This window comes from Streptococcus sp. VTCC 12905 (assembly GCF_049893385.1).
GTDB lineage: Bacteria > Bacillota > Bacilli > Lactobacillales > Streptococcaceae > Streptococcus > Streptococcus suis_AA.
On record NZ_JBMVJC010000002.1, the window covers coordinates 108068 to 123519 of the forward strand.

Sequence of the window (15452 nt, forward strand, 5' to 3'; positions counted from 1 at the left end):
AGACTGGAAGCATTTCCAGCCTCTTTTGTGAGGAATTTATGAGTATTTTAGAAGTAAAGAATTTGAGCCATGGCTTTGGTGACCGTGCAATTTTTGAAAATGTCTCCTTCCGTCTCTTGAAAGGGGAACATATCGGACTTGTCGGTGCCAATGGTGAAGGGAAATCGACCTTCATGTCCATCGTGACAGGTCAATTGCAGCCAGATGAAGGTAAGGTTGAATGGTCACGTTATGTAACGGCAGGTTATTTAGACCAGCATGCTAAATTAGAAAAGGGTCAATCGGTCCGTGACGTCTTACGCACAGCCTTTGATGAATTATTCAAAACCGAAGCTCGTATCAATGATATATATATGTCAATGGCTGAAGATGGGGTTGATATTGATGCTCTTATGGAAGAGGTTGGAGAACTCCAAGATCGCTTGGAAAGTCGTGATTTCTATACTTTAGATGCTAAAATTGATGAAGTAGCTCGTGCTCTTGGTGTCATGGAATACGGTATGGACAAGGATGTGACGGAATTGTCTGGAGGTCAACGGACCAAGGTACTCTTGGCTAAGTTGCTTTTAGAGAAGCCAGATATTTTGCTCTTGGATGAACCAACCAACTACTTGGATGCTGAGCATATTGATTGGCTCAAACGATATTTGCAGAACTATGAAAATGCATTTGTTTTAATTTCCCATGATATTGCATTCTTGAATGATGTGATCAATATTGTTTATCATGTTGAAAACCAACTTTTAACTCGCTATACCGGTGACTATTATCAATTCCAAGAAGTCCATGCCATGAAGCGTGCACAATTGGAAGCGGCCTATGAACGTCAACAGAAAGAAATCGCTGATTTGCAGGATTTTGTGAATCGAAATAAGGCTCGAGTTGCTACTCGAAATATGGCTATGTCTCGTCAGAAGAAGTTGGATAAGATGGAGATTATTGAACTTCAATCCGAAAAACCAAAGCCATCCTTCGACTTCAAAATGGCACGCACACCAAGTCGATTTATCTTCCAGACCAATAATTTAGAAATAGGATACGATCGCGTTTTAACACGTAAACCGCTCAATTTAACCTTTGAGCGTAACCAAAAGATTGCCATTGTCGGTGCCAACGGTATTGGTAAATCCACCCTTCTCAAAAGTCTTCTAGGCATTATTCCACCGCTAGGAGGAACTGTTGAGCGTGGGGAGTATTTAGAATTAGGTTATTTTGAACAGGAAGTTGCAGCTGGTAATCGTCAGACGCCACTTGAAGCGGTATGGGATGCCTTTCCTGCACTTAATCAAGCGGAAGTCCGTGCTGCCTTGGCTCGCTGCGGTTTAACCACTAAACATATCGAAAGCCAGATTCAAGTCCTTTCAGGTGGAGAACAGGCTAAGGTTCGTTTCTGTTTGCTTATGAACCGTGAAAACAATGTAATTATACTTGACGAGCCGACCAACCATTTAGATGTGGATGCCAAAGATGAACTTAAACGAGCTCTCAAAGCCTACAAGGGCTCTATTCTCATGGTCTGCCATGAGCCTGATTTCTATGAGGGCTGGGTTGACGATGTTTGGGATTTTAATGACCTGACTTAAGAAGTAATACTCAATGAAAACCAAAATCCGACTTGCTCCAATTGTCCGGAGAACCTTTGAAGGTTGGAAATAGGCGAACCTAGTTCGTTTCGCTCTGATGCAGATAGAACTCTGTTCCTTTTCTATTTCAAGGGAACAGGTTGAAAACCTCCTCAGGAGCGCTTTACAGTCATCAAATTAAGTCAACAACGTCTGATTTTGATTTTCGAAGAGTATAGGCTGCCGAAAGGTAGCTTTTTCTTTGTATGCATACTATAATAGAATGAGCATAGTAAAGGAGGTAAAAACATGAAAAGAATAGAACGAGGTCACACTGGCTAGACCTCTCCAGAGGAAAAAAGAATGACTAAATATGTAGACTTCAATCAAGATAGATGGAATAGGGTATCGAGTAGACAAGGTAATCCCTATACAATTCCTCTTAGTCATGAGGAATTTGAACATGCAAAGGCAAATTCCCTCACCGTCGCTTTGACAGTTGGAAAGACAGTTCCACTTAACTGGTTTGAAAAGGCTAGAGGAAAAAAATTATTGGGACTAGCTTGTGGAGGTGGTCAACAGGGACCGATTTTTGCAGCTCATGGTTATGAAACGACTATAATGGATTTTTCTCTGAAACAGTTGGAAAAAGATAGGTTCGTTGCAGAGCGAGAAAATTTAGATTTACAGACGATTCAGGCAGATATGACACAAGCTTTTCCTTTTGAGGATGAAACTTTTGACATTATTTTTTGCCCTGTTTCAAATGTCTATATTGAAGACCTAACCAATATGTGGCAGGAATCCTATCGGATCTTGAAAAAGGGCGGACTACTCATGGTGGGCTACATGAATCCTTGGATTTATGTCTTTGATGCTGACGAGGTCTGGGATCAGCCAGACAAGACCTTGATACCGAAGTACAGCCTGCCTTTCAACGCACGAAAATTAGAAGAAGCAGGACAAATTGCGATTGACCCAGAATATGGCTATGAATTTAGCCACACCTTAGAAGAACAGATTGCTGGGCAATTTCGAGCTGGTTTTGCCATGATTGATTTTTACGAATCAAAGGATCATCGCAATCGCCTGTCCCAATTTGGTTCAGATTATCTGGCGAATTTGTCAATAAAATTATAGAGTTAAGCTACCGAAAGGTAGTTTTTTTATAGATGATTGAGTGTTTCACAATGAGATCTCAGATATTTTGACCGATTAATCAAAATATGTTATTATATATTTGATAGTAATGTAACTGATAATAAAGGATTGAAAGGAAGATATATCATGAAGTACCAATTTAAACGGATTATGTTGTTGACAATTCTAACTACCATATTCTTATCTGCATGCCAGCCAGCTAAAAACGAAATGGATTCTCTTGAGCAGTATAGGACCGAATATATCGGAGATAATAACAATGTAATTAAGATTGCAAGTTTACAGGATTACCCGACAGGTTACACGTATGATCATATTGAAATACGTTCAGATGAAGAACCATATGAGCTTATCATCTATTTGAAAGTAACTGAAATGCCTGACTCTGACTATTTAGATTTAGAGCAGAATAGTAACTCCATTTTTGACTTGATTGCTAATTTAGGAAAGATAACCTTTGTCAATGAAGAAACCCAAAAAGAAATAGTTTCATATAATAAAGAATGACCTGCCTTATGTAGGTTATTTCTCAATTATGAGTATCGTCTGAATTTTATTAGATAGTTTCAAATTACTTGACATATTGATAGATAGGAGTATAATTAGAATTATTCTAAACAAACATTAGAATCATTATAAATTGGAGGCGATAACTATGACAATGAAAGATTATGGAAAAGATCCATTTGTAACCAATATTGAAACTGCTACGCTAGAAAATACAAACTATCGAACAGCAATTTGGACTGGTGAATTGCTTCAAGTGACCTTGATGTCCATTCCAGTCGGAGAAGATATTGGTGCGGAAGTGCACAATGAAAATGATCAGTTCCTCCGCATTGAACAAGGTCATGGCCGAGTTATCATGGGAGAATCTGCTGAAAAGATTACCTTGGATAGAGAAGTTGGACCAGAAGATGTTATCTTGATTCCAAACGGTACCTACCATAATGTCATCAATATTGGCCAAGAAGACCTCAAAATCTATTCTATCTATGGACCAGCCCATCACGCTCATGGTACAGTTCATGAAACACAAGCTATTGCACTTGCTGCGGAAGAAGCTGAAGAACATGGTCACTAATACACCGATTTTTGAACTAAAATCCGTCGGCTTATCTGATAAAGGTAAGTCGATTTTGACTGATATTCATTTTTCTGTTAGCGAAGGTGAGCGTCTAACTTTGGTTGGGCCTTCGGGTAGCGGAAAAAGTAGCATCTTAAAACTATTAGCAGGGCTTACTTCAGCGACTCAAGGACAGATTCTTTTTAGAGGAAAAGAAATAGAGAAGCTGGATATGCCCACCTATCGAAGAGAGGTTTCCTATTGCTTTCAACAACCTGTACTTTTTGGAAATACAGTCGAAGACAATCTGCGTTTTCCATTCACAGTGAGACAGTTAGAATTTGATAAATCAAAAGCGATTACAGCCTTAAAGAATGTAAATTTAGGTGAAGATTTTCTTACCCAAAGGATTACAGAATTATCAGGTGGTGAAAAACAACGTGTCGCTCTTATACGCAATTTACTTTTTGAACCTCAAGTTTTGCTATTAGACGAAGTTACTGCAGGGTTAGATGCGGAGACCAAAGCTATTGTGAATCAATTACTTACTGATTACCACATTTCTGGAAAAACATTAATTGAAGTGACGCATGACCAATCAGAAATTGATGGGGCTAAGCATATTTTGAGATTGAAAGATGGGAGGATGCAAGCATGAACTCTGTTTCAGTAGATAATCTATCCCTAGTCTTAATTTTCGGCTTGGTTCTACTTGCGATGGGGATAAGCCAAAAAGAGAAACTAGGGCTGACAAAAGATATTTTGGTAGCGGTTGTCCGTACGATTGTTCAGCTATTCGTTGTTGGCTATATTTAAAAATTTATTTTTCAAGTTTCGAATATTTTCCTCAGTTTGGGTATGGTGTTGATTATTCTTTATAATGCCAGTGTACAAGCAAATAAACGCAATCCAAACAAGAACAAAAAGCTGATTTATCCTTTTCTTGCTTTGCTCACTTCCACCAGTATCACTTTAGGATTGTTACTGTTATCAGGTGCCATCCAATTAATACCTTCTCAAGTCATTCCAATTTCAGGGATGTTGGCTAGTAATGCAATGACAGCAATCGGTCTATCCTATCGAGCAATGTACCGGTCCTTTTCTGATAACCGCCAACAGGTGTTGGAAAAATTAAGTCTAGGGGCAACGAGTAAATTGGCTTCACAGGAAATTTTGCGAGAATCCATTCGGACAGGTATGCAACCGACAATTGACTCAGCCAAAACTGTTGGTTTAGTCAGTTTACCAGGAATGATGTCTGGACTGATTTTTGCAGGAGTAGACCCTGTCCAAGCCATTCGCTATCAGATTATGGTCATGTTCATGCTGCTATCTGCAACCAGTCTCGCATCTGTTATAGCCTCATATGCGGCCTATAAGACTTATTTTACAGATAGGACGCAGTTAGATTTTGAATAAGGAAAATGATCTTTCTGTGTGAAAGGTCATTTTTTATCGGTGAAGTTCGCGAAAATATGATAGAATAGACTTACTTTGATACTGAAAAGGAGAACATATGACAGTAGATTTTAGAGCAGAGTTTGACAAACGCAAAGATGAGTTTTTAGCGGACCTCTTTGACCTCTTACGCATCAATTCTGAGCGTGACGACAGCCAAGCAGATGCCCAGCATCCATTTGGACCTGGACCAGTGCGTGCCTTGGACAAGTTCCTTGAAATCGCAGAGCGTGACGGCTATCCGACTAAAAATGTCGATAACTATGCAGGTCACTTTGAGTTTGGTGAAGGCGACGAAGTCCTTGGTATTTTCGGTCATTTGGACGTGGTGCCAGCAGGAAGCGGTTGGAATACTAACCCATACGAGCCACAAATCATCGATGGTAAGCTCTTTGCTCGCGGATCTTCTGACGACAAGGGACCAACCATGGCTTGTTACTACGGCTTGAAAATCATCAAGGAGTTGGGTCTTCCGACCTCTAAAAAAGTCCGTTTCATCGTTGGTACCGATGAAGAGTCTGGCTGGGCGGACATGGATTACTACTTCGAGCACGTCGGCCTTCCTTTGCCAGATTTCGGATTTTCTCCAGATGCTGAGTTCCCAATTATCAACGGGGAAAAGGGCAATATCACAGCTTATCTTCATTTTGCGGGGGAAAATAGCGGAGCTGCTAAACTGCATTCCTTCACTGGTGGTTTGCGTGAGAACATGGTGCCTGAATCTGCGACAGCTATTATCTCTGGCGACCTAGCAGATCTGGACAGCAAGTTAGCAGCATTCACAGCTGCTTATGGCCTAAATGCTGACGCGGAAACTCTTGAAAATGGTCAAGTTCAAGTAAAAGTCATCGGAAAATCAGCCCACGGGTCAACCCCAGAAGAAGGTGTCAACGGAGCAACCTATTTGGCAAAATTCCTCAGCCAATTCGCCTTTGACGGAGCAGCTAAAGCTTATCTTGATCTTGCTGGTCAAGTCCTTCTGGAAGACCACGATGGACAAAAACTCGGCGTAGCCATCTACGATGAGCAAATGGGAGCTCTTTCTATGAACGTTGGTGTCTTTAAGTTTGATGAAACCTCATCTGATAACACCATTGCCCTCAACTTCCGTTATCCAAAAAATACCAACCCAGAAACCATCAAGGCTGGTTTGGAAAAACTGGGCGTGGAAGCTGTTAGCCTGTCTGAGCACGGTCATACTCCACATTATTGCCCGATCGATGACCCAATGGTCGCAACCCTCTTGTCTGTTTATGAAAAACACACAGGCTTGAAAGGTCACGAACAAGTAATCGGTGGTGGAACATTCGGCCGCTTGCTCAAACGTGGTGTTGCCTACGGAGCTATGTTCCCAGGCGATGTCAATACCATGCACCAAGCCAATGAATTTATCGAAGTGGAGCAACTCTACCGTGCAGCTGCCATTTACGCAGAAGCTATCTATGAATTAATCAAATAGTACGAACCCATATTTACAGTACAGCACTTTTATCTAAGGCTAGTTTTTCAGCTACACATCGTTCGTTTTTTTTCAAAATACAGTCGGTATTCCTTCAAAAAACTGCCTTGATTAGCTGAAAAACTATCTCATATATCAAAGTACTTTACTTGTAAATGCAGGTCCTTATCAAGATGGGTTCGCCCATCTTTTTTAGGAGGGGGAATGGAACTGAGAGAACTCACAGTTGCAGGTTTGGAAATGGTCAAACAGCTCTTCTTATCTGTATTTACAGTCAATGAAAATAAAAATCAGTTTATGCGACGCAGGTGCAGATAGAACTCTGTCACTTTATTATTGTCAAGTGACAGGCTGGAAACCTCCGCTGGAGATTTCCACTCATCTTCCACTTCGTATGTTCTTCTTCTTTGGACGATATACGAAACAGTGGCACTTAGCACTTGCGGGCTTAACGATTGCGATTATTCCGGTCACTCTCAGTTACTTCTTTGCCCAAAAACACATTATTAAAGGTGTGGCCGATGGTGCTGTGAAGTAAAGTGTGGTGATGAATAAAAAAATAACAACCAAAAGACATGGAGTAAGCAAAAACCCGCTCCATGTCTTTTTAATTAATTTTACGATACTGACTCGGTGACATCTGATACTCTCGGGTGAATAGGCGGTGAAAATAAGGATAGTTACCGAAGCCGCACGTAAATGCGATTTGTTCGAGGGTCATATTGGTATATTTCATTTGATTGATAGCCGCCTCTAATTTGATGTGCTGAGCGTACTGAATCATCGTCTTATCGGTATGGTCTTTAAACAAATGACTCGCACGGGAGACACTTAAATCGACTTCATTCGCAACATCTTCAAGTGTTAGCCGCTCGAGTGCATGTTCTTCAATATAACGCATCATTCGAGTCACGATGAAGGGGCGTTGAATTGAGTGACGGGCATTTATTTCTGCTTCAATCATCAACATAATGCTTTTCAATAGATGCGTGTTCAAGTCATGGTTTTGTTCATGACTGGGACGGAGCTTTTCTGTTGATAATAGTCGCCACAATGTCACAATCGTATCGGTTGATGAAAGCGCGGCAAAATCGGGACAATCAAGTTTTTCCCACCAATCCTCTAACCAATCCCCGGTGACAAGTAAATGATAATCCCCGCTTAATTGATTCGGTTCAATCGTCAGTTCATAGTGTGTGCCTGGAGGGACGAAGATAATCGATCCTTGTTCTAATTGATATGTTTTACTTTGAATAGTCGCTTTACCTCTTCCTTCAATTTGTACACGAATTAAAAAGTGATTAAACCCGTTACGACGTAAGTCGTGATAACCATAGGTATGTGATGAGTAATTGCAGTGATCAATGTTCATTAAAAGCTTCCTCCATCTGTAGCAAGATAGGATATGAATTCATTATATCATCTATTTTAAAAAAGAGAAAGAGACGGTAAGATAAAGTTAATCAAATAAAACGTAAGTCAAATAAGATAATGAAAACGTTTAATAAAAAAGGAGCAAATACACATGAAAACATTAAAAGTAGGCATCATTGGTTGCGGGAATATTTTTCCGATGCACGCGGCAAGTGTTATGGAAAGAGACGATGCTGAACTCGTCGCTGTCTGTGACGTAAAGAAAGATCGTGCTGATGAAAAAGCAGAGCAATTAGATACAAAATCTTATTATGATTACGAAGAGATGATGGACACAGAACAGCTAGACGTTGTGCATATTTGTTTACCGCACTACTTACACGCACCAGCAACAGCGGCCGCAACGAAACGACAGATTCACGTGATGACAGAAAAACCGATGGCGATTAACTATGATGATGCCAAAGCGATGATTGACGGCGCAAAGGAAAATGGCGTGACACTAGGTGTTATTTTCCAAAACCGCTACAATCCAGGTTCACAATTAATTAAGAATATGTTGACCTCAGGTGAACTAGGCGCCGTGAAGTCGGGTAAATTACAAGTCACATGGGACCGATCAGATGAATACTATCAAAACAGTGATTGGAAAGGGACTTGGGATAAAGAAGGCGGCGGTGTCATTATTGACCAAGCAATTCATACAATGGATTTAATGCGCTGGTTCGTTGATAGTGAGTTAAACTATGTCGATGCCTCAATCAGTAACCGTGCCCACGAAATCATTGAAGTAGAAGATGCAGCCGAAGGTGTGATTGCTTATAAAAATGGTGTCGTAACGGCCTTCCATGCGATTAATTACTATACGTATGATGCCCCAGTCGAAATTGAATTACACTGTGAAAATGGACTGGCGAAGATGGTGGCAGACAAAGCGACGGTTACATTAAATGACGGGCGCACCTTTATTGCGGATCATAACCCGCTTGAAACATTCACTTATGACTCAGGAGTGAAAGGGTACTGGGGTGTGAGTCATGCGAAACAAATCAATAATTATTATGACGTACTTCAAGGTAAAGTGGACGCACTTGATATCCCAGCTGAAGAAGCACTTAAAACCCAACAAATGATTAATGCTGTCTATCAATCAGGAAAAGAAAAACAACGTGTACATTTCTAAAGACAATCATTTGTACAATATTAAGCAAGAGGAGATAAAGGGAGGCTATTAGAATGAATATTTTAGTGTGGAACGAAAACAGACATGAACAAAAAAATCCAAAAGTCAGTGAGATTTACCCAAAAGGTATTCATGGGGCAATTAAAAGCTTTTTGACAGAGGCAGGTCACGAGGTGACAACGGCGACCTTGGATGAAGAAAACCATGGTCTATCTGATCATTTATTAAATCAAACCGATGTATTAATTTGGTGGGGCCACCTGGCGCACGATGAAGTAAAAGATGAGTGGGTAGAAAAGATTCAACAACGTGTATTAGATGGTATGGGCTTATTAGTCCTTCACTCAGGGCACTTCTCTAAAATCTTTAAAAAGCTTATGGGAACCAGTTGTGATTTAAAGTGGCGTGAAGCGGATGATAAAGAACGTTTATGGGTTATTGATCCGACTCACCCGATTGTTTCTGGGTTAGGGAGTTGTATTGAGCTTGAAAAGGAAGAAATGTACGGGGAACATTTTGATATTCCAGCCCCTGATGAATTGGTCTTTGTCAGTTGGTTTGAAGGCGGCGAAGTCTTTAGAAGTGGGGCAACATATAAACGCGGACGCGGGAAAGTCTTTTACTTTAGACCAGGTCATGAAACGTACCCAACGTATCATAATCAAGAGATTCAAACGGTGATTAAAAATGCGGTTAACTGGTTAAAAGTAACCCAAACAAATCAGCCGACCTACGGCAATAGCGGGCCACTAGAAACTATTTCAAATAAGGGATGAAGATATGATACCAGTAGCGATTCAGCTCTTCACTTTACGTGAAGCGTGTCAACAAGATATGAAACAAACATTAGAGCGAGTGAAAGCCATCGGCTTTCAAGGTGTTGAACTGGCCGGCTATGGCAATTTAACGGTGGAGGAAGTTAGAGCTATCCTAGATGTGCTTGATTTAACCGTCGCCGGTAGTCATGTACCACTCACAGACTTAATTAACCGGTTAGATGAGGTAATTAACGAACAAAAATTGTTAGGTAATACACGGGTGGTATGTCCATTTATCTTACCAGAAGACCGGACGCATGAATTTTATCAAGATTTACCGTCTGTCTTACAGTCGATTCAAATAGAACTTCAATCACATGGAATGGACTTACTGTATCATCACCATGATTTTGAATTAGAACCTTATAGTGATGATGAAAATGTGCTTGAGTACCTACTCAGAACAGTTGATGGTTTAAAACTAGAGTTAGACGTGTACTGGATTCAAAAAGCTGGGGAAGATCCGATTACGTGGATCAATAAGTATAAAGACCAACTTGCACTTGTTCACTTAAAAGATATGACGAAAGATGAGCGAGCGACCTTTGCGCCATTAGGGACAGGGCGTACAGATTTATCAACGATTCTAAATAGAGCGACACCTGCTTACTGGATTGTGGAACAAGACCAAACCGATGGTGATCCGTTTGATGCGATTCAAACAAGTATGACGTTTTTAAAAAATGAAGGAGTGATTTAAGATGAGTAAATTAAAAGTAGCAGTCATTGGTTGTGGGAGTATTAGTAAATATCGTCACTTACCTGAATATCATCAAAATGAGGCAGTAGAAATTGTCGCCCTGTGCGATATTGTCGCTTCACGTGCTGAAGCGATGCAAGAACTTTATGGTGGTGCGGTCTATACAGATTATGAGGAACTTTTAAAAAATGAAACGGTTGACCTTGTGAGTGTCTGCCTACCGAACGCGCTCCATGCGCCGGTCTCAATTGCTGCACTTGAAAGTGGTGCTCACGTGTTATGTGAAAAGCCGATGGCAACAACACAAGCTGAAGCAGAAGCGATGATTGAAGCAAGCGAAAAAAGCGGAAAAACGTTAATGATCGCGCATAATCAGCGGTTTGTACGTTCACACCAAAAGGCAAAAGAATTGATCGCAGAAGGAGCAATCGGAAAAGTATATAGCTTCCGTACGACATTTGGTCATGGTGGACCAGAAGGCTGGAGTGTTGACGGCGAAAACTCATGGTTCTTTAGAAAAGACGATGCGGTAATCGGGGCAATGGGTGACTTAGGTGTCCATAAGGCCGACCTGATTCGCTATATTTTAGGTGAAGAGTTTACTGAAGTATCAGCGATGGTTGAAACGAATGCGAAAGAGAATATCAGTGTCGATGATAACGCTGTGTGTCTCTTAAAGAGTACTTCAGGTGTGATTGGCACATTAACAGCGAGTTGGGCATATAAAGTTAACGAAAGTAATGCCACTGTTATTTACGGGGAAAAAGGTGTGTTACGTCTTGAAGATGATCCAAATTATAGCTTGATTGCCACGTATACGGATGGCAGTAAAGTCAACTATGAACTTGGAAAAATCCAAACGAACGAAGAAGGTCAACAAACATCTACGGGTGTCGTAAGTCACTTTGTTGAATCGGTGAGAACGAATACAAAGCCTTTAATCGATGGTGTGGAAGGTAAGAAGTCATTAGGTATTATTCTTGCGGCGATGGAATCAAGTCAAACAGGTCGAACGATTAAATTAAACTAAATAATCAGATTGTGTATGATTAGAATCGGTGTGATGATTATGAATAGTGAATGAAAAGGAGCGAATAGAATGAAATTAGGTGTCTTTACCGTATTATTTGCGGATAAAAATTTCGAAGAGATGTTAGATTATGTGAAAAATGCAGGGTTAGATGCGGTTGAAATTGGTACAGGTGGCTATCCAGGTGATGCGCACTTAAAACTCGATGTGTTACTAAATAGCGAAGCAGAAAGACAAACCTTTTTAGAAAAGGTCAATTCACGTGGTTTAACAATCAGTGCCCTTAGTTGCCACGGGAATCCCGTCTCACCAGATGAAGCTTTTAGAAAAGACTCACACGAAACGTTAGTCAAAACGATAAAACTTGCAGGACTATTAAACATTCCAGTGGTCAATACCTTCTCTGGTACACCGGGAGATTCGGAAGATGGTAAATATCCAAACTGGCCCGTAACACCGTGGCCAGAAGAATACAGTACCGTACTTAAGTGGCAATGGGAAGAAAAACTCGTGCCTTACTGGAAAGAAATAAACACGATTGCAGAAGAAAATAACGTTAAGATTGGATTAGAACTGCATGCGGGCTTCTTAGTTCATACGCCGCATACGATGTTAAAATTACGTGAACAGACAGGGAATGCGATTGGAGCCAACCTTGACCCAAGTCACTTATGGTGGCAAGGGATTGACCCTGTCGCGGCCATTAAGATCCTTGGAAAAGCCAATGCGATTCATCACTTCCACGCAAAAGATACGTATATTGACCAGGAACATGTGAATATGTACGGTTTAACGGATATGCAGCCATATAGTGAGGTGCAATCACGCGCTTGGACATTCCGTTCTGTTGGCTATGGTCACTCAGTGAAAGTATGGAGTGATATTATTAGCGCTCTGCGTACGTATGGGTATGATCATGTCATTAGTATTGAACATGAGGATCCCATTATGTCGATTGATGAAGGGTTTATGCGTGCGGTTGAGAACTTAAAATCTGTGTTGATTTATGACCAACCAGCTGATATGTGGTGGGCATAATACATCAAGACTCAGATGAGCTAAAAATAATAGGGAGAAAGAGACTGGGATAAAAAAATCCATTTTCTCAAAATGTGAATATTTTTTCACTAAATAAGAATAAGATCACCGTAACTGAAATATACTCGCTTTCTGAATGGATCTTTAGCTCAAGGGACTGCAATTACTCGCCCCAACAGAAACTTTCGTTGTTCCCACAGGAGTCTCGCATATTTCAGTTGCTAACTTAGGCTTCCTAGCAAAAAAATAACCGGGCCATAATTGGCGTTAGTCAATTATGGTTCGGTTATTTTAATATCTTATTTGCCTTTGCCCCAGCTTCAATATGTAAAAATACATTGACTTTTTTAACTAATGGTTATATAGTTAATTACATAAGTAACTAACCAAATAAGTTAGGTGATGAAATGTGAAGCAAAGTATAGACAACAGTATACCAATTTTTTAACAGATCAAAGAACAAATTGAAGATATGATTGTGAACGACACTATTTCAGAAATTGGCCGAGTCCCCTCAACAAATGAATTTGCAAAATATCACAAGATTAATCCTGCAACAGCTGCTAAAGGTATTAATCAGTTAGTCGAGGAAGGAATAATTTATAAAAAGAGAGGTGTCGGCATGTGATTTAATCTTACATTTAGGTTGTTTCACCTATAATCTCTTACGACTTATTGGTCAAGAAAGCCTTAAGAAAAACGATGCACCCGTGAAGAAAAAAGTCTTTCGACGCCGTGTAAAAACAGTTATTCAAAACTTAATTACACTTGCTTCGAAGATGGTGAGACACGCACGTAAACACTATTTAAAATTCGGTAATAATAGCCCGTGGTTTCTTACTTTCAAACGCGTTTATACAGCCTTTTTATGTTGATTATTTGTTCATAAATTAGGAAAAGCACTTACTATGACACCTGTTTTTAAAAATAGTTAGACGCAGGTGTATTTAAGCATACCTTAAAAACCATCGAAAACTTTGTATAACTGTCATTATATAGTACCTCAAAGCCTATTAATAAACCATGAGGTGCAAATGTTAAAAAATCCACTTAGAAAACCTATTTTCTGATGACTTATCACGGATTCAGGTATAAAAAATGTGGTTTTCATGCTCTAGAAGCAGATGTAACAATGGTCAAGAAAGTAGGACATCATGGAACTTGCTGATATTCGTCAGGCGATTATGGAGGATTTAACCAATCAAGCTTTTACGAAAAAAGGGATAAAGCCGCTTTTCCAAGCACCGTCTACCGCAAAAATTCTTATTATTGGACAGGCACCGGGATTAAAAACACAAGAAAAAGGTCGCTTATTTGATGATGCTAGTGGAGAGAATCTGCGGAAATGGTTGGGAGTAGATAGGGAATTATTCTATGCATCTGGTCATTTTGCTATTCTTCCTATGGATTTCTATTATCCAGGAAAAGGGAAGTCTGGGGATTTGCCGCCTCGCAAGGATTTTGCGCCCAAATGGCACCCACTCATTATGAAGCAACTACCCCAGATTGAGCTGACCTTGTTGATCGGTAAGTATGCCCAGGACTATTATTTAGGAGAATCCCATAGGACTTTGACCGAGAGAGTGGAGAATGCAGCTGATTACCTACCCACCTATTTTCCCCTACCTCACCCATCGCCAAGGAACAATATATGGCAAGCTAAACATCCATGGTTTGTTGAAGAGATTTTGCCACTGCTGAAAAACAACATAAATATATTGATAAAGCAAAACTAACATGATATAATTGTATATATTTACCTAGTAAATTTTTCTTATCTTTGTTCATCGAAGGAGGTGTCTGATGAGAAAATGGAAAACACTGATTGTCACTTGTCTAACTATTTTAGCGGTTTGGTTGTTAATTCCACCTACCTTCGTAAATGCAAACCAGATTCCCGATCGACCGATAGATACAACAGTAGTAGATGATACTCAATTACTTTCTAGCGAGACTATTGCTGAAATTGATCAGCTTAATCTCAATTGGTCAACAACGGAACAAGGTTTACAGGTCGGTGTCTATATGACGAATAGGCTGTGGACAGATATCGAAAGTTTGGCCAATGAGATATTTCGTCAGTGGCAAGTTGGATTATCAGGCACAAATAATGGGATACTTCTGGTTATTGCAATAGAAGATAGGGAATTTCGGATTGAAACGTCAGATAATGCTGCGACAGTCTTGACAGATGTAGAAGCAAAAGAAATTCTCGAAAATGCAAGAGAATTCTTTCGACAGGAAGATTACAATGGCGGTGTGACCTATATTGTTCAATCCATTGGTGATCAGTTTTATGGTACCAGCGTTGGTCAGCGCCAGTTAGCCACCTTAGAAGAGAGAACATCTGAAGAGGAGGAGGGCTTTTTCGCTTTCTTAACTGTTGTCGTTGTGATTATTATTTTTGTGATAATTGAAAAATCCAGTCGTGGAGGTGGTGGACCAGGCAATTTGCTATGGATGTTGGTGGATAATCAGTATCACTACCGCAATCATCACTCGTCTAATTCCTCATCGTCCGGCTTCGGTGGCGGTGATTGGTCCGGTGGTGGCGGAGGAGGTGGAGGTGCCTCTTCCGATTGGTAAGGAATCTTGTAATGATT

General features: G+C 40.3%; 15 protein-coding genes and 2 pseudogenes. 16 read left to right on the top strand and 1 reads right to left on the bottom strand.

Annotated features, from left to right (window positions below; genetic code table 11):
- Window positions 1–38 precede the first annotated feature (38 nt).
- The 8 genes and pseudogenes from ACPC58_RS01435 to ACPC58_RS01470 all read left to right on the top strand — a co-directional run.
- Window positions 39–1583 carry an ABC-F family ATP-binding cassette domain-containing protein gene (locus tag ACPC58_RS01435; RefSeq protein ID WP_274504729.1) on the top strand — a complete coding sequence of 515 codons (1545 nt, stop codon included), beginning with the start codon at window positions 39–41 and terminating at the stop codon, window positions 1581–1583.
- Between the two features lie 342 nt (window positions 1584–1925).
- On the top strand, window positions 1926–2702 hold the full coding sequence (locus ACPC58_RS01440) for a class I SAM-dependent methyltransferase (protein ID WP_239604655.1): 777 nt from the start codon (window positions 1926–1928) through the stop codon (window positions 2700–2702).
- A 147-nt stretch (window positions 2703–2849) separates the two neighbouring features.
- Entirely contained in the window at window positions 2850–3230 is a 381-nt protein-coding gene (locus tag ACPC58_RS01445; protein ID WP_434065013.1) for a DUF4825 domain-containing protein, read from the top strand.
- Between the two features lie 142 nt (window positions 3231–3372).
- The gene (locus ACPC58_RS01450; RefSeq protein ID WP_434065040.1) at window positions 3373–3807 is read left to right on the top strand and encodes a cupin domain-containing protein; all 435 of its coding nucleotides are present in this window, start codon (window positions 3373–3375) and stop codon (window positions 3805–3807) included.
- Entirely contained in the window at window positions 3797–4447 is a 651-nt protein-coding gene (locus ACPC58_RS01455) for an ABC transporter ATP-binding protein (protein WP_434065014.1), read from the top strand. The genes ACPC58_RS01450 and ACPC58_RS01455 overlap by 11 nt, the downstream gene beginning before the upstream one ends.
- Window positions 4444–5208 (top strand): annotated as a pseudogene (locus tag ACPC58_RS01460) (ABC transporter permease). The gene ACPC58_RS01455 and the pseudogene ACPC58_RS01460 overlap by 4 nt, the downstream one beginning before the upstream one ends.
- Before the next feature lie 97 nt (window positions 5209–5305).
- On the top strand, window positions 5306–6706 hold the full coding sequence (pepV, locus tag ACPC58_RS01465) for a dipeptidase PepV (RefSeq protein WP_434065015.1): 1401 nt from the start codon (window positions 5306–5308) through the stop codon (window positions 6704–6706).
- 382 nt (window positions 6707–7088) lie between these two features.
- A pseudogene (locus ACPC58_RS01470) lies at window positions 7089–7244 on the top strand (carbohydrate ABC transporter permease); the annotation flags it as partial.
- Between the two features lie 69 nt (window positions 7245–7313).
- Here ACPC58_RS01470 and ACPC58_RS01475 read toward each other — a convergent pair.
- The gene (locus ACPC58_RS01475; RefSeq protein ID WP_277843356.1) at window positions 7314–8078 is read right to left on the bottom strand and encodes an AraC family transcriptional regulator; all 765 of its coding nucleotides are present in this window, start codon (window positions 8076–8078) and stop codon (window positions 7314–7316) included.
- Window positions 8079–8231: 153 nt separating this feature from the next.
- On the opposite strand from ACPC58_RS01475, the gene ACPC58_RS01480 reads away from it, so the two are divergent.
- The 8 genes from ACPC58_RS01480 (at window position 8232) to ACPC58_RS01515 (ending at window position 15435) form a co-directional block, all read left to right on the top strand.
- Window positions 8232–9263, top strand: coding sequence for a Gfo/Idh/MocA family protein (locus tag ACPC58_RS01480; protein WP_217374908.1), 1032 nt, complete (start codon window positions 8232–8234; stop codon window positions 9261–9263).
- A 53-nt stretch (window positions 9264–9316) separates the two neighbouring features.
- Window positions 9317–10039: a ThuA domain-containing protein gene (locus ACPC58_RS01485; protein ID WP_434065016.1), complete on the top strand. Its 723-nt coding sequence runs from the start codon at window positions 9317–9319 to the stop codon at window positions 10037–10039.
- Window positions 10040–10043: 4 nt separating this feature from the next.
- Window positions 10044–10781: a sugar phosphate isomerase/epimerase family protein gene (locus tag ACPC58_RS01490; protein ID WP_434065017.1), complete on the top strand. Its 738-nt coding sequence runs from the start codon at window positions 10044–10046 to the stop codon at window positions 10779–10781.
- 1 nt (window position 10782) lies between these two features.
- On the top strand, window positions 10783–11811 hold the full coding sequence (locus ACPC58_RS01495) for a Gfo/Idh/MocA family protein (RefSeq protein ID WP_171988587.1): 1029 nt from the start codon (window positions 10783–10785) through the stop codon (window positions 11809–11811).
- A gap of 69 nt (window positions 11812–11880) precedes the next feature.
- A complete protein-coding gene (locus ACPC58_RS01500; RefSeq protein WP_434065018.1) occupies window positions 11881–12849 on the top strand; it encodes a sugar phosphate isomerase/epimerase family protein in 969 nt (322 codons plus the stop codon).
- 478 nt (window positions 12850–13327) lie between these two features.
- A complete protein-coding gene (locus tag ACPC58_RS01505; RefSeq protein ID WP_434065019.1) occupies window positions 13328–13477 on the top strand; it encodes a hypothetical protein in 150 nt (49 codons plus the stop codon).
- A 526-nt stretch (window positions 13478–14003) separates the two neighbouring features.
- Complete coding sequence (locus ACPC58_RS01510; RefSeq protein ID WP_130554764.1) at window positions 14004–14585, top strand: uracil-DNA glycosylase family protein; 582 nt, start codon at window positions 14004–14006, stop codon at window positions 14583–14585.
- 67 nt (window positions 14586–14652) lie between these two features.
- A complete protein-coding gene (locus tag ACPC58_RS01515; RefSeq protein ID WP_434065020.1) occupies window positions 14653–15435 on the top strand; it encodes a TPM domain-containing protein in 783 nt (260 codons plus the stop codon).
- The last annotated feature ends 17 nt before the right edge of the window (window positions 15436–15452 follow it).